The sequence below is a fragment of the Kordia sp. genome (assembly GCF_965224175.1).
Classification (GTDB): Bacteria; Bacteroidota; Bacteroidia; order Flavobacteriales; family Flavobacteriaceae; genus Kordia.
On sequence record NZ_OZ245041.1, the window covers coordinates 3,188,228 to 3,211,873 of the forward strand.

22 protein-coding genes are annotated in these 23,646 nt (G+C 34.0%); 7 read left to right on the forward strand and 15 right to left on the reverse strand.

All coding sequences use genetic code 11. The features are described from left to right. The first annotated feature begins 51 nt into the window (after positions 1-51). From ACOQOS_RS13805 to pbpC, 5 genes are all read left to right on the forward strand, one after another. Complete coding sequence (locus ACOQOS_RS13805) at positions 52-2,790, forward strand: T9SS type B sorting domain-containing protein (RefSeq protein ID WP_420571049.1); 2,739 nt, start codon at positions 52-54, stop codon at positions 2,788-2,790. Between the two features lie 2 nt (positions 2,791-2,792). Then, positions 2,793-3,107: an antibiotic biosynthesis monooxygenase family protein gene (locus ACOQOS_RS13810; RefSeq protein ID WP_420571050.1), complete on the forward strand. Its 315-nt coding sequence runs from the start codon at positions 2,793-2,795 to the stop codon at positions 3,105-3,107. Positions 3,108-3,200: 93 nt separating this feature from the next. Beyond that, positions 3,201-3,668: a T9SS type A sorting domain-containing protein gene (locus tag ACOQOS_RS13815; protein WP_420571051.1), complete on the forward strand. Its 468-nt coding sequence runs from the start codon at positions 3,201-3,203 to the stop codon at positions 3,666-3,668. Between the two features lie 5 nt (positions 3,669-3,673). Next, positions 3,674-4,777 carry a hypothetical protein gene (locus ACOQOS_RS13820; RefSeq protein WP_420571052.1) on the forward strand — a complete coding sequence of 368 codons (1,104 nt, stop codon included), beginning with the start codon at positions 3,674-3,676 and terminating at the stop codon, positions 4,775-4,777. 10 nt (positions 4,778-4,787) lie between these two features. Then, on the forward strand, positions 4,788-7,142 hold the full coding sequence (gene pbpC / locus ACOQOS_RS13825; protein ID WP_420571053.1) for a penicillin-binding protein 1C: 2,355 nt from the start codon (positions 4,788-4,790) through the stop codon (positions 7,140-7,142). Between the two features lie 6 nt (positions 7,143-7,148). Here the strand turns inward: pbpC and ACOQOS_RS13830 are convergent, their stop codons facing one another. Further along, the gene (locus ACOQOS_RS13830; protein ID WP_420571054.1) at positions 7,149-8,408 is read right to left on the reverse strand and encodes a M20/M25/M40 family metallo-hydrolase; all 1,260 of its coding nucleotides are present in this window, start codon (positions 8,406-8,408) and stop codon (positions 7,149-7,151) included. Positions 8,409-8,451: 43 nt separating this feature from the next. Between ACOQOS_RS13830 and ACOQOS_RS13835 the strand changes: the two genes are divergently transcribed. Continuing rightward, positions 8,452-9,564 (forward strand): TolB family protein, encoded by a 1,113-nt coding sequence (locus ACOQOS_RS13835; RefSeq protein ID WP_420571055.1) that lies wholly within the window; start codon positions 8,452-8,454, stop codon positions 9,562-9,564. Between the two features lie 110 nt (positions 9,565-9,674). Here ACOQOS_RS13835 and ACOQOS_RS13840 read toward each other — a convergent pair whose 3' ends face one another. From ACOQOS_RS13840 to ACOQOS_RS13885, 10 genes are all read right to left on the reverse strand, one after another. Further along, positions 9,675-10,625, reverse strand: coding sequence for a C45 family autoproteolytic acyltransferase/hydolase (locus ACOQOS_RS13840; RefSeq protein ID WP_420571056.1), 951 nt, complete (start codon positions 10,623-10,625; stop codon positions 9,675-9,677). A 3-nt stretch (positions 10,626-10,628) separates the two neighbouring features. After that, positions 10,629-11,177, reverse strand: coding sequence for a hypothetical protein (locus ACOQOS_RS13845; protein ID WP_420571057.1), 549 nt, complete (start codon positions 11,175-11,177; stop codon positions 10,629-10,631). Positions 11,178-11,180: 3 nt separating this feature from the next. Further along, positions 11,181-11,777 carry a peptide chain release factor H gene (gene prfH / locus ACOQOS_RS13850; RefSeq protein ID WP_420571058.1) on the reverse strand — a complete coding sequence of 199 codons (597 nt, stop codon included), beginning with the start codon at positions 11,775-11,777 and terminating at the stop codon, positions 11,181-11,183. A gap of 13 nt (positions 11,778-11,790) precedes the next feature. Beyond that, positions 11,791-12,345, reverse strand: coding sequence for a tetratricopeptide repeat protein (locus tag ACOQOS_RS13855; protein ID WP_420571059.1), 555 nt, complete (start codon positions 12,343-12,345; stop codon positions 11,791-11,793). 456 nt (positions 12,346-12,801) lie between these two features. Further along, entirely contained in the window at positions 12,802-14,199 is a 1,398-nt protein-coding gene (locus tag ACOQOS_RS13860) for an RtcB family protein (protein WP_420571060.1), read from the reverse strand. A gap of 10 nt (positions 14,200-14,209) precedes the next feature. Beyond that, on the reverse strand, positions 14,210-15,517 hold the full coding sequence (locus tag ACOQOS_RS13865) for a PcfJ domain-containing protein (protein WP_420571061.1): 1,308 nt from the start codon (positions 15,515-15,517) through the stop codon (positions 14,210-14,212). A gap of 615 nt (positions 15,518-16,132) precedes the next feature. Then, positions 16,133-17,014, reverse strand: a complete 882-nt coding sequence (locus tag ACOQOS_RS13870; protein ID WP_420571062.1) for an endonuclease/exonuclease/phosphatase family protein — start codon at positions 17,012-17,014, stop codon at positions 16,133-16,135. A 2-nt stretch (positions 17,015-17,016) separates the two neighbouring features. Further along, positions 17,017-17,904: a hypothetical protein gene (locus ACOQOS_RS13875; RefSeq protein ID WP_420571063.1), complete on the reverse strand. Its 888-nt coding sequence runs from the start codon at positions 17,902-17,904 to the stop codon at positions 17,017-17,019. A 5-nt stretch (positions 17,905-17,909) separates the two neighbouring features. After that, positions 17,910-18,410 (reverse strand): YciI family protein, encoded by a 501-nt coding sequence (locus ACOQOS_RS13880; RefSeq protein ID WP_420571064.1) that lies wholly within the window; start codon positions 18,408-18,410, stop codon positions 17,910-17,912. Continuing rightward, positions 18,403-18,879, reverse strand: coding sequence for a CYTH domain-containing protein (locus tag ACOQOS_RS13885; RefSeq protein WP_420571065.1), 477 nt, complete (start codon positions 18,877-18,879; stop codon positions 18,403-18,405). Before ACOQOS_RS13885 ends, ACOQOS_RS13880 begins: the two co-directional genes overlap by 8 nt. Positions 18,880-18,919: 40 nt before the next feature. Here ACOQOS_RS13885 and dinB point away from each other — a divergent pair, with 40 nt between their 5' ends. Next, positions 18,920-20,032, forward strand: coding sequence for a DNA polymerase IV (gene dinB, locus ACOQOS_RS13890; protein ID WP_420571066.1), 1,113 nt, complete (start codon positions 18,920-18,922; stop codon positions 20,030-20,032). 195 nt (positions 20,033-20,227) lie between these two features. Here the strand turns inward: dinB and ACOQOS_RS13895 are convergent, their stop codons facing one another. The 4 genes from ACOQOS_RS13895 to ACOQOS_RS13910 form a co-directional block, all read right to left on the reverse strand. After that, a complete protein-coding gene (locus ACOQOS_RS13895) occupies positions 20,228-20,851 on the reverse strand; it encodes a hypothetical protein (RefSeq protein WP_420571067.1) in 624 nt (207 codons plus the stop codon). Between the two features lie 15 nt (positions 20,852-20,866). Then, positions 20,867-21,550 (reverse strand): hypothetical protein, encoded by a 684-nt coding sequence (locus tag ACOQOS_RS13900; RefSeq protein ID WP_420571068.1) that lies wholly within the window; start codon positions 21,548-21,550, stop codon positions 20,867-20,869. 91 nt (positions 21,551-21,641) lie between these two features. Further along, positions 21,642-23,072, reverse strand: a complete 1,431-nt coding sequence (gene pyk / locus ACOQOS_RS13905) for a pyruvate kinase (protein WP_420571069.1) — start codon at positions 23,070-23,072, stop codon at positions 21,642-21,644. After that, positions 23,072-23,557 carry an IPExxxVDY family protein gene (locus tag ACOQOS_RS13910; protein ID WP_420571070.1) on the reverse strand — a complete coding sequence of 162 codons (486 nt, stop codon included), beginning with the start codon at positions 23,555-23,557 and terminating at the stop codon, positions 23,072-23,074. The genes pyk and ACOQOS_RS13910 overlap by 1 nt, the downstream gene beginning before the upstream one ends. Between the last annotated feature and the right edge of the window lie 89 nt (positions 23,558-23,646).

The following is a 23,646-nucleotide window of genomic DNA, read 5'->3' on the forward strand; positions in this document are numbered from 1 at the left end:
GCAACTATTTTAAAATAGTTACATCTTTAAAAAAAATTATAATAAAACTGTATGTCAAAAATTAAAATAGGATTCATTATTTTCTTGGGATTTTTTGCCTTCTCGGGAAACTCTATAGATGCATTATCTGAAACAACATCAAACATAATGATGGATCCTATTGAATATGTTATTTGTGATGAAGATGGTTTTGCAGAAATAAACATTTTGGACATTCAATCAGATATTCTTTCAGAATACAATAATGGCGTTTCTTTTGATGATGAAGCTGTTTTAATTTCTACTGGAATTGGTCATGTTATTAAAATAGGCAATCTTTCTTCAGCAACAACAACAAGTGAGGTAATTTGTGGGCTTCCTGCTGCCAATCCTTTATCAGATATTGCTGTAGATGAAGACGGCGTTGTTTATGTAACTAATTTTAATTCCATCCGTATCTTAGACGAAACAGATTGTAGTACGACGGCAGTTCCTGGTTTAACAGGTCTTCCATCTACCAATTCCTTATCTTTTGATACGCAAGGAAATATGTATTATGGTGGTGGAAATTCGAGCGTCGTGTATAGATATGATAGCGATGAAATGTCTGCTCCGTATATATGGCACAACTTTGGTAGCGGCGCACCAAGCGGCGATTTTGTGATGCTTGGTGACAAAATGTATATAGCTTGGAACTCAAACGGAATACGACTATATGAGGTAACACTCGATGATAATTTCAATTATGTATCACACATAGATTTAGGAACTATTTTAAACAGTACTTTTGGACTTGCCAGTGAACTTGGTGAATTGTATGGTGTATCTTCAAGCAGATTGTACCGAATTAACTTAGACACATTTACCTTTACCACCATTGTAACCAATGATTTTACCCATGGTGCTTGGTGGGGCGCGGCAGGATTGCATGAAGCCTTTAGTTTTGAAGCTTCTTCTCATGTAAGCCCTGATGATGCTAATAATGATGTAAATCCACTTCCAGATAACTGGACAAATACCCAACAAGGCGGACAAACTATTTATATACGAATTGAAAATACAGTAACTGGAACTTTTGATGTTGTTGAAGTAAATATCGTAGTTACCGATACTATTCCTGAGTTAACAGATCCATCGGAGTTAGTAATCTGTGATAATGATACTAATTTCACTTATGATTTGACAACTGTTGAAACAGAATTACTTCAAAATGTAACCAATGCAGTCAATGTAACCTATTATAACTCTGAAGAAGATGCTACATTGAGTGTGAATGCTGTAAATGCTAACTATACCACAACGTTAAACCCAGAAACTATCTATGTAAGAGTAGAAAATGTAGATGATGGCTGTTTCGCCATAACACAATTTACAATTTCAGCTGTTACTGGTCCTTCGATTGAAACACCAAACAACTTAACACAATGTGCAGATGAAAATAATGGCGTTTTTGATCTTACGCAAGTAGAAAATGAGTTGCTTCAAAATAATTCAATTCCTGTAAATGTTAGTTATCATACAACAATGACAGATGCAACAAATGGTACAAACTCAATTGCAACCAATTATCAAATTTCTTCAACACAAGAAACCATTTATGTGCGTGTAGAAAATACGAATGATGCTTCTTGTTTTGCTACAACTCAATTTGAAATTATTTTTAATGAAAGTTTACAAATAACAACACCAAATGATATCACGGAATGTGAATCTGTGAATAATGGTGTTTTCGATCTGACGCAAGTAGAAGCTGAATTATTGATAAATTCGCCAAACAATGTTGTGGTAACTTATCATGAAAGTATAACTGATGCTACTGAAAATACAAATGCAATAAGCACTAATTACACAGCAACTACAAATCAAAACACTATATATATACGTGTACAAAGTACAGATACAAACTGCTTTGCCATCACACAATTTGATGTCATCAGTATAGAAAGATTAGGAATTGAAACTCCAAGTGATTTAACGCTTTGTGAAGGTGAAAACAACGGACTTTTTGATCTGACGCAAGTAGAAAATGAGCTCTTGCAAAATGTTACTCAAAACACAAATATTACTTATCATATTTCTTTGGCAGATGCAGAAGCAAATACAAATCCTATTGATACAAACTATACCTTAACTTCTGGACAAGCCACTATTTTTGTTCGTGTAAATAACACAAATACTGTTTGTTTTGAAACAACTCAGTTTACAGTTCAAATTCTCAATAATCCAAGTGTAGAATCTATGGTAAATAGTCCAAGTGCGCGATTGCTCACAGATTGTTACATTGATAGTAATACGGATGGATATTTTAACTTAAATGATATTTATCCACAAATTGTGACAAACGGAAATACAAGTTACACCTTAGAATTCTATCTCTCTGAAGACAATGCGGAACAAGAAATAAATTCAATTGATGCTATTTATTATGCCATGAATGATACGGAAGAAATCTTTGTATCAGTAACCAATCAAAACGGTTGTAAAAGCATCACTAACTTTTTTGTAAATCCTGATTGTTATGATACTATTGTAGATATCTCTAACATAAAATTCCCAGCATTCTTTACGCCAAATAATGATATGGCAAATGATACATGGAATGTAAAAGGAATTTCAATAGCTGTACAACAAACAGCTATCATGTATATTTTTGATCGTTATGGAAAATTACTCTACTATTTTAGACCTGGACAAATAGAAGGTTGGAATGGAACATATAGAGGAAAACCAATGCCAAGTAACGATTACTGGTATAAATTTGAGACTTCGGAAGGACAATCTTTTTCAGGTAGTTTTTCTTTAATTAGATAAAAATGAATACAAAATTTACTCCCTATTACGCGGTTATCTTTACTTCTATCCAAACTGAAACTATTGAAGGCTATACTGAAATGGCACAGCAAATGGAAGATTTAGCCAAAAAACAAGCAGGATTTATAGGCATTGAAAGTGCTCGAAATACTGTTGGAATTACGGTAAGTTATTGGAAAAGTTTAGAGGCTATTCAACAATGGAAACAACATGCCGATCATGTAATTGCACAACAAAAAGGAATCAAAGATTGGTATACATATTACAACGTTAGAATTTGTAAAGTAGAACGAGAGTACGATTTTTCAAAAAAATGATACGCTCACTAATTTTTAACAACGTTTATACAAGAATTTAAAAGCTATATGCTTTTTTTACCGACCTTCGCAACGAATAATTAAAACTGATATATGAAACAAAAAACAATCTTTTTAGTTTCACTATTTTTTGCTTCTTTTTTAATGGCTCAGGAAACACCTGTTTCCTCTGCTAATGAAAGTACAGGAAGTAATGGTAGTGTTAGCTATTCTGTAGGACTACTGGTTGTAAAAACACTCGAGAGTAGTGACGGAAGTGTAAGCCAAGGTGCTCAAATTCCATTAGAAGTTACACAACTTCTAAGTATCAACGATCCCTTTTTTAACGATGTGGCAATACATGTATTTCCAAATCCAACGGCAAATGTCTTACAATTAAAAACTGGAAAACATTCTGATTTAAGTTATCAATTATTTGACTTAAATGGAAAGTTGATCAAAAATCAAAAGAAAATGATCTCAGAAAAAATTGCTTTAGATAATGTAAAAAGCGGAACGTATCTTCTAAAAATTCTTCAAGCAACCAAAGAAATCAAAACATTCAAAATCATCAAAAAATAACACTAATGAAAAAAACATTACTCTCAATACTAACTCTTTTTATAACACTTACCGCTTTTGCGCAAGCTCCTGATTTAATTAATTATCAAGCAATTATTAGAAATGATCAAGGAAATCTAATTCAGGATTCTAATATTGGAATGCGCATTAGTATTTTACAAACCAATACTACTGGAACAGCTGTTTATACAGAAACTCACACTGCTTCTACAAACACTAATGGTTTGGTAACTATCCTTATTGGAGATGGATCAACTTCTGATGATTTCTCTACAATCGATTGGAGTAATGGTCCTTATTTCATCAAAACAGAAACGGATGTATTAGGAGGTACAAACTATACCATCACAGGAACAAGTCAATTACTAAGTGTTCCGTATGCATTATATGCTAAAACTGCAGGAAGTGTAGAAGGTGGAAGCTCTGGAGGAAATAATACAAACAATCCACTTAACCTGAATAATAATACGAGTTTTGCATTCAAATCAAGTGATGAAAATAAAGTTTATGCATGGAGCAATCAAGGAAGTTGGTCGTCTGTTTCTTATACTAATACCGCATATGGAATAGGTTCTATTATGGAATCTAACGGAAACTTTGCGTTCAAAGCTTCTGACGATAACAAAATGTTTGCTTGGAGTTTTGTAACCTACAACTGGTCGTCTGTTTCCTATACCAATACTTCGTATGGAGCTAATTCTTTAACAGCTTCTAAAGGAAATTTTATATTTAAAGCTACTGATGATAATAAGTACTTTGTATTTAATGGTAAAACAGGCGTATGGACTTCTGTATCGTATGTAAATACATCGTATGGACCTGGTAATTTATTAGCATCTGAAGGAAATTTTGCATTCAAATCAAGTGATGAAAATAAAATCTATGCTTGGAGTTCGCAAACAGGAACTTGGTCATCTGTAAGCTACACTAATACATCTTACGGAGCCAATTCTTTAACAGCGTCTAATGGAAACTTTATATTTAAAGCTACTGACGATAATATGTTTTATGTTTGGAATGCAGAAGATGGTGTGTGGACTGGAACTAGTTATGCAAACACATCATACGGACCAGGCAATGTAGTTGTTTCTCCTCATAACGAAAACTAATAAACATAAAATGATCACTAGAATAATCAAAAAGATTCAAAATAATAGAATTAAAATGATTCTTCTAGTGATTCTTTTAATAGCCTATTATTTCTGCTTACCTAAAACTCTTTTCAATACACCAACTTCTACAGTTATTGAAAGTCGTGAAGGTGTTTTATTGGGCGCAAAAATTGCAGATGATGGACAATGGCGCTTTCCAAAGCTAGACACTGTTCCTAAAAAATTTGAAATCTGTATTGTACAGTTTGAAGACGAATACTTCTATAATCACCCAGGATTCAACCCAATATCAATCGCCAAAGCATTATGGCAAAATATCCAATCTGGAGAAGTAAAACGCGGCGGAAGTACGTTAACACAACAAGTTATTAGATTGTCTCGAAAAGGGCAAAAACGAACCTATATAGAGAAGTGTAAAGAAATTATATTAGCAACTCGATTGGAGTTTCGATATTCTAAAGAAGAAATCTTAGCTTTTTATGCATCATATGCACCTTTTGGCGGAAATGTTGTTGGACTAGACGCAGCTGCTTGGCGATATTTTGGGAGAAGACCACAAGAATTATCGTGGGCAGAGAATGCTACATTAGCTGTACTGCCAAATGCACCAAGTTTAATTTATCCTGGAAAGAATCAATTGCGATTAAAAGCCAAACGTAATCGATTGCTAAAAAAACTATTTGATCAAGAAATTATTGATGAACTTACATACGAATTGGCAATTAATGAGCCACTTCCGCAAAAACCATATGCACTACCGCAAACTGCAAAACATCTATTAAACAAGGTTTCTAAAACACACAAAGGAAAACGTGTACAAACTTCTGTTAGCTCAAATTTGCAACAAGAAACCAATGCAATTGTAGCAAAGCATTACAAAGAATTAGAGCAAAATCAAATTTACAATGCTGCTGTATTAATTTTAGATGTCAAAACACGTAAAGTATTAGCATATGTTGGAAATACGCCAACAGACAGAGCGCATCAAAAAGATGTAAATGTTATTCATAAACCCAGAAGTACAGGAAGTATTATGAAGCCATTTTTATACACTGCTATTTTAGATGCAGGCGATTTGCTTCCAAATACTTTAGTCATTGATGTACCCACCAAAATTGGAAACTACACACCGAAGAATTTTACGGAAACTTATGACGGCGCAGTCACTGCAAAACGCGCCTTAGCACGTTCGTTAAATGTTCCTGCAGTACGTATGTTACAACAATATGGTTTGGATAGATTTCATCACTATCTTCAAAAATTACAATTAAAAGACATATCGCAAAATGCCGATCATTATGGACTTTCATTAATTCTTGGAGGAGCAGAAAGCAACTTATGGGATTTATGTAAAACCTATGCGGCTTTTTCTTCAACCTTGACACATTTTGGAGAAAACTCCAGTCAATATTATAGTAATGAATTTTGCGAACCTTCTTTTTTATTGAATGAAAAAGTTGATTTTGGAGCGCTTACCGCCGAAAAAACCATTTTTGATGCAGGTTCTATATACTTAACCTATGAATCATTAAAAGAAGTAAATCGACCAGAAGGCGAAGAAAATTGGGAGTTTTTTGACTCCAGCAAACAGATTGCTTGGAAAACAGGAACCAGTTTTGGTTTTCGGGATGCTTGGGCAATTGGTTCTACCAAAGATTATGTAGTAGGTGTTTGGGTTGGAAATGCAGATGGAGAAGGTCGCCCAGGATTGATTGGAACAACGGCTGCTGCACCAATTTTATTTGACGTCTTTAACATATTACCAAAAAGCGAATGGTTTGATGTTCCGTATGATGAACTAGAAGAAGTCTCTGTTTGTTCAAAAAGTGGATATCGCGCTTCTGAATTATGTGAAGAAGCACAGCTACAATTTATTCCAAAAAGTGGATTAAAAACAAAGCCATGCCCATATCATATTTGGGTGCATTTAGACGCTGAAGAACGATATCAAGTAAACTCTTCTTGTCAGCCATTAAGTGCAATGACACATAAAAGTTGGTTTGTTTTGCCACCATTGATGGAATATTATTATCAAAGTAAAAATCCGTTATATAAAAGCTTACCGCCATACCGAAAAGATTGCACTGCGGAAGGTCAAAAAAGTATGGATTTTATCTATCCAGAAGAAGCCGTGAAAGTATTTCTACCAAAAGATTTCGATGGTAATACAAATGGATTGGTATTGCGTTTGGCACATTCTATTCCTGAAACAAAAGTTTTCTGGTATCTAGATGAAGCTTTTTTAGGTACTACTAAAACCATTCATGAAATGGAAGTTACACCTACAATCGGAATTCATAAAATTACTGTTGTTGACGAATTGGGCAACGAAGCTAAGAGAACTATTGAGATTCAAGAATAGTAATCATTATTTCTTTTCCTTCTTCTTATCAAAAAACGTAACCTCAGCTTCTACGATTTCTCCATTACGATTTACTTTTACAGTAGTCGTATTACCATTTTCAAATTTTGATAGCGCTCTCATGTAACTCTTCATATCTGTCACTTCATGTGCTCCTAATTGCACTACGACATCGCCTTTTTGCAAACCTGCTTTTTGTGCAGGACGATTTTCACTAATGCCATCAATACGCATGCCTTTTCCATCAAACAAGTAGTCAGGAATTACACCTAAAGTTACTTTAAATCGTGGTGTATCATCAGATTCATTGACAGTTTTGGTGAATTCTAATTTTCCTTGCGAATCAACTTCTGAAATAATTCTAAAAATGAAATTTGAGATTTGCAACATTCCTTCATAATTTAGCTTTTCCAAGTCGTCTGATGGTTTATGATAATCTACATGTTGTCCTGTAAACATATGCAATACAGGAATATCTTGTAAATAAAAAGACGTATGATCGGACGGTCCAACACCTGAAGTATTCAATTTAAAGTCGAAAACATGTTCATTATTGGCTTTTTCAATAGTTTTTTGCCAAATTGGTGAAGTTCCTGTTCCGTAAATGGCTAACATTTTGTTTTTCTTTAAACGACCAACCATGTCCATATTAATCATATAATTGACTTTCTCAAGATCAATTGTTGGATTTTTCACAAAATAATTAGAACCTAACAAGCCCATTTCTTCACCCGAAAACGCAATAAACAAGTAGTTATTATTTGTGTTTCCTTCTAGTAGTTTATCTGCCAAATGCAACATCACCGCCACACCACTAGCATTATCATCTGCCCCATTATGAATCATAGGTTCTCCTCTATGCAACGAACCTTCTTGTCCCATTCCTAAATGATCGTAATGTGCGCCAATTACAATGGTATTTTCTGCATTATTGTCAATAAAACCAATCACATTTCTTCCTGTAATCGCTGTTTCACTATTTCCTTCTCCATAAGCAACTTCAGCATGTGGATCTGTCTTTGGCGTAAATGTAAAAGGTTGAATGTACTCGTTTGTACCTTTCGGCAGAATACCTAATGCTTTAAATCTGTTCGCTATATGTGCTGCTGCTAGTATTTCTCCCTGCGAACCAGTCGCTCTTCCTTCCAACTTATCATCAGCTAATACTTCTATATCTTCTTTGATACGGTTTTCTATGAGACGTTCTGTTTTACAAGCACATAAGATTGTTAAAAAAAGAATTACAAATACTGGTTTGTTGCACATAAGAAGTTATTTTTGTGTAAAATTATCAAAATATTACCACTCCATGACACGTATTTTTGTTTTAATCCTATGTTTCGTTGTTTTTTCCTGTAAAGAAAACTCAAAAGAAAAAACATCAACAACTACAAATACTAAAGAAACTGTAAAAACAACTTCAGACAATCCGTTAATTTATCCTGAAGAAAAATACTTTAAAGATATTCGTCAAATAACTTTTGGTGGCGATAATGCAGAAGCTTATTGGAGTTTTGACGACCAGCAATTAATATTCCAATCTAACAATACAAAATGGAATGTTTCCTGTGATCAGATGTTTTTGATGCATATTGACGAAACATTCAAAGATAAAATGCCTCCAATGGTAAGCACAGGAAAAGGAAGAACAACCTGTTCATATTTTTTACCAGATAACAAACATATTATTTATTCGTCTACACATTTAGTAGATGATGAATGCCCTGAAGTTCCTTTGCGCAAAAACGGAAAGTATATTTGGCCAGTATATGATTCATTCGACATTTTTGTTGCTGATTTGGAAGGAAATATTGTAAAGCAATTAACAAACGAAGTTGGCTACGATGCAGAGCCAACTGTTTCTCCAAAAGGAGATAAGATTGTATTTACATCCACAAGAAGTGGCGATTTAGAGTTATACACAATGAATATTGACGGAACCGATGTAAAACAAATTACGTTTGAATTAGGTTATGATGGTGGCGCATTTTTCTCTCCTGACGGAACAAAAATTATTTTCCGTTCATCACGTCCAAGAACTAAAGAAGAAATCAAAGAATATAAAGATTTGTTGGCAGAAGGTTTGGTACAACCAACAGAAATGGAACTCTACATTTGTAATGCAGACGGAAGCGATTTACGTCAACTAACAGATTTAGGAAATGCTAATTGGAGTCCGTTTTTTCATCCTTCAGGCGAAAAAATCATCTTCTCTTCAAATCATGAGAGTAAACGTGGATTTCCATTTAATTTATATATGATTAATATCGATGGAACAGGTTTAGAGCGCATCACACACGGAGAAACTTTTGATGCTTTTCCTGTATTTTCAAATGACGGAAAAAAGTTAGCATTTTCATCTAATAGAAATAATGGTGGCGGAAGAGATACCAATCTTTTTATTGCAGAATGGCAAGAATAGATTTTTCTATTGTTTTTTTAAATAGCAAAACGTCATTACGAAGAGAAACTACAAAGTAATCTGTTACTAAAATAGCATCGTTTCATTTCATTCGCAATGACGTTTCAATATTAAGTACAAACCAACTTGATTTTTCCTGTATGTACATTAAAAACCATTTGCTGTACTGTAATTCCCATGATTACATTTTCATTCTGTAATACTTCCAAACAATCCAATTCTTCTACTACTTCGTGTTTTTGTAATAATTCTGTTGCCGTATCAAAACGTCCACATGATGTAGCTTGCAAAATACTGTTACTGTTCCCTGTATTTTCATTTTGAAGTTCTTTATAATCATTGGTCACTACAATAAAATCTTCTTCTGAAGCTCTTGTAGAAGTCCGTTTTGGCATACGTTCAATTACCACTTTTTCATTAGATTTCGTTCCTGAAAGCAATAACAGATAATCACATATAATAGGTGTATTTTCCAATCTTGTTTTTGCTTCTAAAAATGATTCACAATTTTCTAATATATCGCGTAATAAGAATGAAATTGGCAATGCTATTTCTGGTGTATCACTACTTAAAACAGCGTTTAATGTAACAGCAAATTTTTGTGGTTTGACACCTGAAAGTACACCGACAAATCCTGGCCAACCCACAGATTTAAATACTGTTTTTCCATTCCTTTGATAATCAAATATCATAGAATATGTACTCAAAATATTTTGATCTGTATGCCAATCTAAATTTCGTGCATGCAACATTTCGTTTCCATTCCATGTGGCAAACGCAGTACAGCCAAAGTATAATTTCAACACATCGTAATATAAGTTTGCTACTAAAATTTCGTTTTCAGAAAAATCACAAATTGCAGCAATACTCTGTATTTCTTGCACATAGCTTTCACTGATAAATTGCTCTTTATAAGCTGTTATTCCTTCAAAAATAAATTCTGCTCCTGTAAAATCATTCAGGTAACATTGTATTAATTCGTTAATTTCTTTTGTATATGCATTTAGAAATGACCAACGTTCATTTGGTGGCAAATCTAAGTTTACAACATGTGTTTTCATCTGTTATTCTTTAGGAATTGTAACTAATGCTGAATGATCCAGTGGATCAATGTTTTTTGCTAATAATTTTATAGCCGATTGTACTGCCCAACATTTATCGCTTGAATGAATATTGCTATACAAACTCAGTAAAAATGTAGGATCGACAATAGTCCATTCTTTCACAAATCGTGATGGAATATCTGATTTCACAAAGAAATCAATTGTAATTCTAATTGATTTTCCTGTATCAGTTTCCACCGTTTTTTCGTAGCGTCTAAAATTTTCTTCGCTTGGTAAATGATCGTAACGTGTCCAAACTTTTTTAAAATTTCGTTGTTGCAATACATACATTACCTCAGCGACATGTTTTGGATCTACAAAGACATCAATATCTTTATGATCGTGAGCATGCTTGTATTCTGTATGTCCTTCGGGCGATAAAAAGTGCCATGCCCAACCACCTGATAGAATTACAAATTCTCTAAGAAACTGTAATTCTAGCAAGGAAAGTGAAATACGATCTTGCGGCCATATTTCACCATATCTTTTTTTATTATGTGGCGCTCCCATAATTTATTTTTTAAAGACTTGCACAGGATTTCCGAGTTGCAACTGTTTATGCTGCATCCATTTTTGTTTTTGCATCGCGTTTTTACGCTGTTTATTTTGTGCGTTTATTGCGATATCTAATCGTGCAAATGCTAGTTTTTTGTTTAAAAATTGCGAGCGTTCTTCGCTTGCTTGTACAGTGATTCCTGTTGGAATATGTACCATACTTACTGCCGTCTCTACCTTATTTACATGTTGTCCGCCAGCACCAGAACTTCTCGCAGTTTTTACTTGAACCTCTTTGTGAGACCAAGAAATTTGTGTTGGCATTATGTATACTTTCACATCTACAAACCAGTTTTTACGCTGATGATGTGCACGATACGGACTTCTGAAAATGAATTGTATGCTTCCTTGCCAATGATTTTTAAATTCAGTGGCATCTCCTGTAGCGCGCAACCAAACCGATTTATAGTTTTGGTATTTTGTAGCTACTAATTCAATCACATTGAATGTATAATTTGGCAATCGTGTTAGCTTTTCTGTTAAGTATTTTACGGCGAGGCAGCATTCCTCAGGACCTGAGCCCGAAGAAATTTGTACCCAAAATTGATTGTCCATAATTTTATGTTTTTTAATCTAACATCGTATTGAATGTGATGTTAGCTCTGATTTTTTTTAATTTTTGTTTCTTTTTTGACTTCTTTACGACTTTTATCTTCTCGTTGACACGTTTTAATTGATTGTCAATAAAGTATCTATAATCGTTGTTTAACGCCAAGTGTTTTGAATTCTTCAAGTGTGTTTTTGCTACTTTGAATTCTTCTTGTTTTTCTAAAAGAATTGCTTTTATAAAATTCAAGCGTGCTTTATCTGTCTGCGGTAATGAAAATCCTACTTCCAACACATGTTCCGCTTCTTTGTAATCACAAACATCAATAAGCAAGAACGAATAGTAGTAATAGGTTTCTACATATTCATGATCTATACATAATGCACGATGGTAATATTCACGAGCATTGGTATAATCGTGCAATTGTTCATGATAGATTCTTCCCATTAAATTACTAGCGCCTGCATGATCGTTTCCACCTAAAACATATTGTAGTTTTTCTATACATTGCTCTAAGTCATACGAATAGCTATCTAGTGCTTGAATGAATAATATATCGTTTGTATATGTTGCCATTTTTGTTTCTTTTTTGTTTCTTTTTTGTTTTTCGTCAGTTCGAGTGGCAAATCTGTGATTTGGTGTATCGAGAACTACTTTGAAGTATCATATTTTACATTTTGAATTTCTAAGTACTTCTCGACACCATTTTTCTTCATTATATTTCGAAAAATTACTCGAAGTGACGTTTATATTCTATTTGGTTTCATTTCTTTTACATCTTTAGTAGAATACTAGAGAAACCTTGAGAACCTTGATTTCCCTAGTATTTTTGTGAAGACGCAACTCTGCTTCGGCTCCGCTCAGCATAACGTTACTAAGCGAAGTTGAAGTGTGCTTGATTTTGCATTAAGGATGGAGCGGTCTGTCTGAGCTCTTTGTGAGATGCTGAATCAAGTTCAGCATGACGCAAGAGCGAGTAGCGAGAGCCTGACCTCCGTTTTTCTCGGAGGAAATGCCCTAATTCAAAATATATTACTTGTCCATACGAACAATTTTTGGCGTAAAACTTCCAACAACTTCCACCAATTCCGTTTGATTGCCCATCACATGGTGAATGTTTTTGTATGCCATTGGCGCTTCGTCAATTCCTCCACCAATTAAAGTAACTCCATGATCTTTTAATTGCTTTTTTATGTCACTTTGCGTGATGGTTTGCTTGGCTTTTCGCCTTGATAATTGTCGTCCTGCTCCATGTGAAGCCGATTGTAACGAATGCTTGTTTCCTGTTCCACGTACAATGAATCCTGGTGCTGTCATAGATCCCGGAATGATTCCTAAGACTCCTTTTTGCGCTGGCGTTGCTCCTTTTCTATGAACAATGAGTTCTTCTCCATTGACCATTTCTTTCCAAGCGAAATTGTGATGATTTTCTACCATTGCTAAGGGTCTTGCGCCTAATGCTTTTCCTAAACGCTTGTGAATATCATGATGACATGCCGAAGCATAATCGCCTGCTAAATTCATTGCCAACCAATATTCTTGTCCATCGTGTGTATTGAGATCTAGCCAAGCTAAGTTTTTTGCTTCTCCTGGTAATGGTGTTTGCTTGATTGCTAATTTTGTGTAATGCTTAGCAATGTTTGCACCCAAACCACGCGATCCGCTATGTGACAGAATTCCCAAATATTTCCCAACAGGAACATTGAATTCGTTGTTTACATCAGAAACGTCTACAATTCCAAATTCTACAAAGTGATTTCCGCCACCTGATGAACCTAATTGCGTGTATGCTTTTTTGAACAGTTTTTTTACGGTTGGAACGTCTTTGAATTCCGATCGTTCAAAAATTTCGTGATCATTGATACGCTTGTGCGTTTCATAACCGCCAAATTTTGTATGTTCTTGCAGCATATTTACATATTTGTCTTTATGACCTTCTAGGTATGAAACCGGAATGTCATAGATTGACAAACACATTCTGCAACCAATATCGACACCAACTCCATATGGAATTACGGCATCTTTTGCTGCCAATACGCCACCAATTGGCAAACCATAACCCGCATGTCCGTCAGGCATTAATGCACCTGCTTTTGCAATTGGTAATTTTAGTGCTGTGTATAATTGATGCTTTGCTTCTGCTTCAATTCCGTTTTCACCAAATATGGTATACGGCGCGCGTTTTGTTTCTAATTTTTTTCCTTCTACTTTTACAGGAGTTGTGAGTTCTTCAGCAATTCTGCCTACTGTTCCATCTCCTAGATATTTTTCAGGATTTTTAAGTATGGTTTTTAAACGCTGTAATGCTTTGTCTTTTCGTTCGCGCTTAAAATTTCTCAGCATTACTTCAATTGCAATACTGATTACTTTTCCTTTTTGTGGATATCCTATTTCTATGAGGTCTTTACCTCGTAATTTTAATTTTGCCATAACCTAATTTTTAAAGCCATTTCCCGATTTTTAAATCGTGATACGCTGCCCAATCTTTCATGATTTTTTTGGCAATTGGCGTAATTGGCTTGTTAAATCGTGCTTTTGCTTGCACTATTGTTTGTGATCGAATGTCCATTTCGATTGTTGCTAAGATTTCGTGTCCTTTTGAGAAACTTATACAGCGTAATGAAAAAATGCTTGTTACTTTTACACAGCATGAACGTGCATATGAAGCTACACAATGATTCATTTTTCTTCCTTCTACAATGAGTTCTTTGGAAGAACACAATTCGAATAAACGATACGTTTTCACATCTCTTTCGCTTTTATTTGTCACTATAAATGAGCTATTTAGTGTTGGCTTCCATGTAAATACTTCTACCATACTTGCTCTGTGAATAGCTTGTTCTGTATGCCATTCGTCTGATTGTCGCGTAAGTGATGTAATGGTTCTTCCTTTGATAGAGTATGCATTGTCTTGTCGAATACAATAGCTTACATAATCTATGATTTCAGTCATTTTGTTGAAATCTAACATGGTCTGTTTCATGAAGAACTGAATCACCGTTTCCCAAAAAGGTTCGTGTTGAAAATCGTTTCGACTTAAAGCAGTACATGCAATGCGTTGTGCTAGTAATTCATCATTTCCAAAAGCTAATGCTTGTGCTCTACGTAACGCCATTTCAATTGTATAATTTGCTGGCGCTTGCAAGAATTGATGTGCTCCTTTTTTTGTTAGTTTAACTGGAACTTTTGATAAAGTTTTTACACTTTGTCCTCTTCCCAAATCAATAAACCAAGCGATGTATTTACGGTTAACATCAAGCCAAGCTTCATACATAAATGCTGGTACTTCATATTTTGCAAAGCAATGTTTGATGATGCTTCTTAGTTGCTTATCCGCATTATGACTGTTACGCTTCCAAGTGTGTATTTCTCTTACATAGTTTCCACTAAACCAAGCTATTTGATACAATGCGTTTAAAAATTCTCGATTTCGTAAGAGTTTTGTACAACGTTTTTTGTAGAGAAATAATAGTAAATCTCTGAACGCTTCACGTTTGCGTTTTTGCTTTCTTTTATGTAATCCGTTGAAATGACTTTCGAGAATAGATGCTAACGAATTATCTTCATATTTTGTTCGTTCTTTGCCTTCAAAAATCTTCTCTACCATTGCTGGAAACAGTACTTTTTTTGCTTTGTTATGTTTTTGTAAGCTTTCTTGTAGTGCTGCTTCTTTTGCCTTTTCGGCTAGTTTTTCCTTTAATCTTCTGGACTTCGATTTATGCTTTCGATGTATTTGTGATGTTTCCATGACTGTATCTTTTGAATGTTGTTTTCAGTAAAAAATTTTAATACTTGTGTTTGCTGTTGCATGTCTGTTTTTTTAATGCGTTAAAAATTCTTTTTTGTTGGTACTGAAAACACACTCCCGAGTTTACAGTCTTTCCATTTGTTTGATTAAATTCATCTTTCTTTGTTTTGTGTCGCTACACGATTTCTAGGTTTTTGTTGTGTTGTTTTATTAACTAATTCAAATAAAAAAAGCCCGATTCTTAGGTAGAACCGAGCTTTGATACTGTTGTATATATATTCTTTATTCCAAAGAATAGTTTGGTTCTAAAATGAACATTCTCTGCGTATTTGCAGTGTTTGTTACAATATGTCTTGTTGCTTTTTTGAGCATATATTTTAAAAATGAGCATTAAAAAACCCGAGCCTTTTGGGACTCGGGTTGTTTTATGATGTTATGTTTCTATTTAAAGATACAACTGGTAAAACCCAAGTCGCGCATCGGAAGATTTCCAACACTGTTTCGATATGTAAATTTTACGTTTTGCACTTTATCTGTTTTTATTAATACTTCGTTGTTTTTTTGTCACGTTTTGATGGTTGCAAATATAGAAGATCATTTTTTAATTTTCCAAATTTATTTTTTTGGAACGTCATTTTTGAGGTACATTTTTAGCATAGAATGATCGGATTTTGAGTTGGCAATTTTTTCGACATTTAAAATTTTTAAATCTTGAGAAACCCAGATATGATCTAGTGAGAGCAATGGAATATTCCAAAACCAAGTTTCACGAAATCCGTTCCCTTTTTCCGTGAATGCGTGTTGATATTTTTTTTTGAAATTTTTAAAAAATATAGACTCAAAAGGTGTATTGAAGTCTCCTAAAATGATTGTTTTGTCTTGCGTTTTTACTTCCGAAATGATACTTTTTAGCATCGGTTTTCGAAAATGTCTTAGATCTGAAGAGACATCAATTGCATAAAAATGTGTGTTTTTTGTGCTAAAATGAACGACGACAACATGATCCTTTGTTTTTACTTTTGAATGAATTTTTATTGGTGTTTTTGAAAAAATTCCAATTAATTTTTCTGTAAGTTCAAAATGATAGTTTTTGTATTTTTCTTTTATTTTTTGATAGTCGTATTCATCACATTCAATCAAAACCATCACATCAGGAATGGATTCGCTTACCGAAAAAGCATCTTCAAAGTTTCGAGTGCGATAGGCATTCCACAATACAATTTCTAATGAATTGGAAGTGTCGACATTAGGCGAATATGTATAGCTTCTGCTTACCCAAATTACAGTTAATAGAAGTGCGAATAGTGCATAGTACTTTCTGGTGGAAGCCTTTATAAATAGTAGTAAAAATAACAATCCGAGTACAATCAGCGGAAGCGGTGTTCCATAAAATATTAACCCAGAAATGTAGAACGTATCTTTTATAGTAACGTTTACAATGATTGCTATAAAGAGAAAAAGTTGTAGTGCTTTTTTAAGATAATTTTTTAAGCTCATGTTTAACGTACGTCTGCCATAAATTTCATATTTTTCCAATACGTTTTTGTTCGCAATAAGTACAAAGCGCGTAATAGGTTTAGATATTCTTTATGAATCACACTTATTGTAATTTGATCAGCATCTATATTGTTTAAACCTGTTATGGTGTATGTATTGTTGGTTTTTATGAGATTTATATACGTTTCTTCTTTATAGAACTTGGCTTTTACTTTTTTTTCTTCAAATAAAGGTTCTGTCGCTAGCGCTTTTGGAAATTTGATTTCTTCCTTTAGCTCTTCGAGTTTGTTTATTTTTTTAGTGTAGTAATAGAGAGACTTTACAGCGCTGAAAGTAGCTGCATCACAGGTTTCAGACAAGGTGTTTATATCGTCTGTTAGAAAATAGGTTTTTACTGCTTTGTGAAACGAGTTGATTGTTTTTAAAACTGAGTCTATCGCTGGTTTTTTTATGAGATATTCTTGCTGCTTTTGTATTTTATCTTTTGTTCTACGTATTTGACCTACCGTAGGATATTTATAGTTTTCGCCTTGAACTTTCCAGACACTATCTTCTTTACACAAATTTATAAGGTAATATTCTTTTAGATTTGTATTACAGATTGCGCAATTTCCTTCATAATTAATATCTGTTACTTTAATTTTTTTTATGTCTTCGCGTATGGATTTAGCGCCGCCAGCACGAAGAACTTTCGAATATTCTTCGTTCAACTGTATGACTAAGAAAAGAGAGTCTGATGTGACTTCTTTTAGCATGGTTTCATCTCCTTTATCAAAAGCAATTCTACCTTCCATGAATTTATTACACACATTTCTAATTTCAATTTTTTCTCTTGCTTCTTGACAGCTACAGAGTAAAAGAAGTGTGCAAAACCAACTAAAGTATTTCATGAAATTTATCTTAACGGATATCCTTTTGCAGCCCACCAAGGATGGATTTCTATTTCTAAACGGCCTGCTTTTACCATCGGATCGGAATTAGCAAGACTGTCTGCCATTTCAATTGTTGGTACATTGTAGATAGTAACTCCTCGAATGTCACCCAAATCACCAAAAGGTCCAGAAATATCAGCGTATCCAAGTTCATACATTTTGCCTAAATGCGCTAAGTGTAAACGCTGTAAACTGTCTGCCGTTTTTTTGCTTTGCGAACGATTTTTTCCTTTTTTTAAGAATGCCATGAAGTATTCTTGCATTAGCACAGTGTCTTTCGTTTTTGGATCTACGTAGTCTATGATTTTATATCCTTTATCAACTAATTCTTTTTTTAGTGCTAAAGGTGATTTTTTCACTTCTTGTTCCGCTGTTTTTACGTGTGCGTTTTTGTCATCATCTGGTGAACTTTTACATGCAAAACAAAAGATTCCGATTAAAATGATACAGATATATTTATTCATGATGCCAGTTTTTATAAGGATTTTTACTTAGTTGAGAGTTGTAATATGGTGTTTGTCCTGTAACTTCTTTGCCAAGCCAGTCAGGTTTTTTGAATGTTTCGTTTTCATGCTGCAATTCAACTTCTGCAACGATGAGTCCTTCATTTTCACCAAAAAATTCATCTACTTCAAACGTATGATTTCCGTAAGGAATGTTATAGCGTATTTTTTCAATGATTCCTTTTTCACAAAGTTCTAGTAATTGCTTTGCTTCTTGGATTGAAATTTCTTTTTCCCACTCAAAACGACTTGTACCACTTTCGTTTGATTTTCCTTTGATCGTTAGAAATCCTGTATTTCCTTTGATACGAACTCTTACGGTACGTTCTGCATGTGTATTCAGAAAACCTTGCGCTATTTCGAAGGAAGTTGCAGCTTCTTCTTTAAAGTTTAGACTGTTAACGAGAAATTTTCGCTCTATTTCTTGCATGTTTACTATTATATGGACTAAAGATATTATAATTTTGAATATGGACTTCGATTTCCCTTTACGAAAAATTATTCATGTAGATATGGATGCGTTTTATGCATCTGTTGAACAAATGGATAATCCTGAGTTAAAAGGAAAACCATTGGCTGTTGGCGGCAGCGGAAAACGTGGTGTGGTAAGCGCAGCTAGTTACGAAGCCCGAAAGTTTGGTGTACGCAGTGCTATTAGCGGGTTTTTAGCAAGAAAACGTTGCCCTGAATTGATTTTTGTGAAACCGAGATATGAACGTTATAGCGAAATTTCTAAACAGATTAGAGCTATTTTTTATCAGTATACAGATTTGGTAGAACCTTTGTCTTTGGATGAAGCATATTTGGACGTGACACAGAATAAAAAAGGAAATCCGAGTGCTTCTATGATCGCTGAAGAAATTCGCGCTCAAATTTTAAAAGATGTTGGTTTGACTGCTTCCGCAGGAATTTCTATTAATAAGTTTATTGCCAAAGTAGCCAGTGATTATAATAAACCTAACGGACAAAAAACTGTGCCACCTGAAGAAGTATTGGATTTTTTAGAAGCATTAGATATTCGCAAGTTTTATGGTGTTGGAAAGGTAACTGCAGAACGCATGTATCAACTAGGAATTTTTACTGGAAAAGATTTAAAAAGCAAAGATGTTGAGTTTTTAACGGAACATTTCGGGAAATCGGGAAGTTTTTATTACAACGTAGTCAGAGGAATTCATTTAAGCCCCGTAAAACCGAATAGAATTGCAAAATCGGTTGGAGCCGAACGTACATTTTCAGATAATTTGACCAGTGAAATTTTTATGCTGGAAAAGCTTGAAAATATCGCAAATGAACTCGAAAGGCGCTTGAAAAAGTATACTATTTCAGGAAAAACGATTACGCTTAAAATAAAATACAGCGATTTTACCACACAAACACGCAGTAAAACAATTCCGTATTTTATTGCAGATAAGAGCTTGATTTTAGAAACAGCCAAAGAATTATTGTATCAAGAAAAATTGAAAAATTCTGTACGTTTGCTTGGCATTTCCTTGAGTAATTTGAATACCGATAAGAAAGAAAAAAAGCAACAAAAGAGTGAAGAGAAAAAGAGTATTTCTGTTCAGTTAAAGTTTGATTTTTAGATCGCTTCACTCTTAGACCGCTTTGCTTTTAGACTTGACTTTATGTGTTAGTTGTATTCCTGTTACGTCACTTCGAGTGGTTTTTCGAAGAAAAATTGTATCGAGAAGTATTTTGAAAAGCAAGTGTTTTTAAATAAATCTCTACACAATACATCATAGATTCACCACTCAAAACGAAGTTTAGAGTATCTTTTTTTAGTTCACAGAAACCTTCGACATTACATATAACATTTCCGTTCCTATTTGTTGACAACGTTCGTCATATTTTGCTGCTTCTTGTGGCGTTCCGTCAAATGCTTTTGGATCTTCAAAAGGCAAAGCAATTCTAAAATCTGTGCCTGGCACAAACGGACAACCTTCATCTGCTTCTGTACATACCATAATTGCAGCAAATTCTTGTGTAGGATTTGGCGAATCTTCAAAACGTTTGGAAAACGCATGATATGAGTGTTGATTTTCTGCCCATCGAACTGAGTAAACAGAGTTCTCTCTCTCAATAAGCGCAAAGATTTCAAATCCTATTCGTTGTAATGCTGCAACTGCATTTGGATTGAAAGCTGTAGCTTCTGTTCCTCCAGAAAAGGTTTCAATATTTGGCAAGTTGTAGTAATCTGCCGCCAAGGCTAACCAGAATTGACCTAGATGACTTCTTCTAGAATTGTGCGTGCAAATTACAATCAACTTTGGTATTTTTTGATCACTATATTTTTGTTGAATGTACGCTGATAGCTTTTCTAAGTGTTGTTTTCTATCAGAAGAAATAGTGTCAAATTTCTGTACTAGTTTTTCAATGTTTTGTTGTAGTTCTTGAAAAATCATGATTATTTTTATTAATTAGTCCAAACTAGGTAAACTATCTTTTACATATTCGTTATAGAAAGGTAAAAGCAATTGATCATTAGCAAATTTTCCACCAAGATCAGAGCCATTTGGTGTTTTTACTAAAAGTGTGTTCCACTTTCCTTCCACACAGATATAATATTCATCAATAGTATTTTCGCCATCATCTTGATAATCTAGACATTCTTCAATGATTTCTATGATTCCTTTTCGTGTAGAAGCTTCAATGTCTTGCATATCTCTAATTTCCACAATGATTAGTAATTTATTTCCATTGCGGCGTGTGAAGTATTTGAACGCATCTTTGTTTAGTTCGTTTTCTTCGGAAACACCTATATCCAAACACATTTTTACAAATTGAGACAACGAATCTTTTTCCGTTAGGTTAGACGTTAACCTCTTCATATCCTGTTTTAAGTAAGTAATTCGAAGATCATTGGCTTCTGCTGATTCTATTTTAGAGCCAACAAAATAAAAGATTATTGTAAATAGTACAATGATTCCTAAGCAACCAAATCCGCAACCTTTTAAGCGTGTTTTGTTATTTGCAGCTTTATCATAACCGCCATCATTTCCTTTTTTTGGTGGATTTGGTGGTTTTTGCGATGAATTGTTGCTATTATTACTAGGAACGTTTCGGTTATCTTTTCCAACACCAATTAAAAAATCTTCAGCCATATACTATATATTATTTTGGTTGTAAAAAAATATGCTTCAATACATACAGTATTAAAGCATATGGTTACAATATATTAATTTTTTATCATTTCTATTCAATCAATGAAACACGTAATGTATTTACCATTCCTTTGTCTGTAATAGGCATTGCTGCTAGATTGATAAGCATGTCGTCTTTTTTAACGAATCCTTTTTCTTTGGCAATTCTGTTCACGTCTTCCACAGTATCATCTGTACTTACAAATTTGTCGTAGAAGAATGCTTTTACGCCCCAAAGTAGGTTTAATTGTGAAAGTATTCTTTTGTTTGATGTAAATACTAAAATATGTGAATCTGGTCGCCAAGCTGATATTTGAAATGCTGTGTATCCACTATTTGTTAAGGTACAAATTGCTTTTGCTTTGATTTCATTTGCCATGTGTGATGCGTGGTAACAAACCGATTTTGTTATGTAACGTTTGGTACGAATGTGTGGTGGCGAATGCGGCACGTTGATTAATGGTGAATCTTCAACACTTTTGATGATTCTTGTCATTTGCTGAATTACTTGCACAGGATATTTACCAACAGAGGTTTCTCCCGATAGCATTACAGCATCTGCTCCATCCATGACAGAGTTTGCCACATCATTTACTTCAGCTCTTGTTGGCGTTAAACTTGTAATCATTGTTTCCATCATTTGTGTTGCAATAATTACTGGTATTCTTGCTTTTTTGGCACGTAATACCAATTGTTTTTGAATCAACGGAACTTCTTGCGCTGGTACTTCTACTCCTAAATCGCCACGTGCAACCATTAAACCATCACAGTAGGCAACAATTTTATCAATATTTGCTACAGCTTCAGGCTTTTCAATCTTTGCAATGATTGGAATTTTATGATCAGAATGTTCGTTGATAATAGCTTGTAAGTCCATTAAATCTTGACTGTGACGTACAAACGAAAGTGCTAACCAATCAACTTCTTGTCCAATAGCAAAAATGGCATCTTTTACATCTTTCTCTGTCAATGCAGGCAATGAAATATCTGTATTTGGAAGGTTTACTCCTTTTTTCGATTTTAAAGGTCCACCTTGAATCACCTTAGCAGTAACTTCTTGTTTTCCATCACTTTCAACAACTTCAAAAATTAATTTTCCGTCATCTAAAAGGATCCGTTCTCCAGTTTTTACATCTCTTGGGAAATTTTCATAATTCATGTACACCTTTTTTGATGTTCCTTTGAATTCTTTTCCTGTACAGAATTTAATTTGGTCTCCAGGTTCTACAATCACATCTTCTGACATAATTCCAACTCTTAGTTTTGGACCTTGTAAATCAGCTAATATTGATGTGTTGAAACCATGTTTTTCACTCAAATCTCTAATGATAGCAATACGTTCTTTTACATCTTCATAATTGGCATGCGAAAAGTTGATGCGAAATACATCTACTCCTTGCTCTATCATTTCTTTAATGGTTTCTCTTGATCCTGATGCGGGTCCAAGTGTAGCTACTATTTTCGTCTTTTTGCTTTTTGGCATTACTCAAAAATTAAATTATTCTTAGATTTTAGTTGGTTTGGGTTTAATGCGTATGCGGTAATTACTTCAGCAATAGCATTTATTTTTGACACTATAATTTTGGAAGATTTCATATAGCTTTCGCTAGATATTTTTATGAAATAATCAACTCGTTTTCGTTCGGGAATCAAATACTTGGCAACAGTTCGTTTTCCTTGTTGATTGGAAAATAACGATCCTGCACTTGCTACTTGTTCTACTTCTTTTTTGCTCGTATTTGTTACCAAATTCCATGTAACAAAGTTTTCTTCATCATCCCATTCATAGATAGAGAAAGAAGCTTCCATATAATTATAGTCTAAGTCTTCTCGTTTTCTTGCTAGTTTTAGGTTGAGATTGGCATTCAATAGATACGCCAATCGATAATCTTCTGTTGAACAATGAATTGCTATCAACGTGTAGTTATCTTCTTCAAAATCATCCTCAAAGAGTTTATGAACTGCCATAAATCTTACTTTTAACAAATGTAAATATATAATTTAATGGCTAGATTAAAGTTAATTTTCAGTAATGTTTATCAAGATTTCGCAACGAA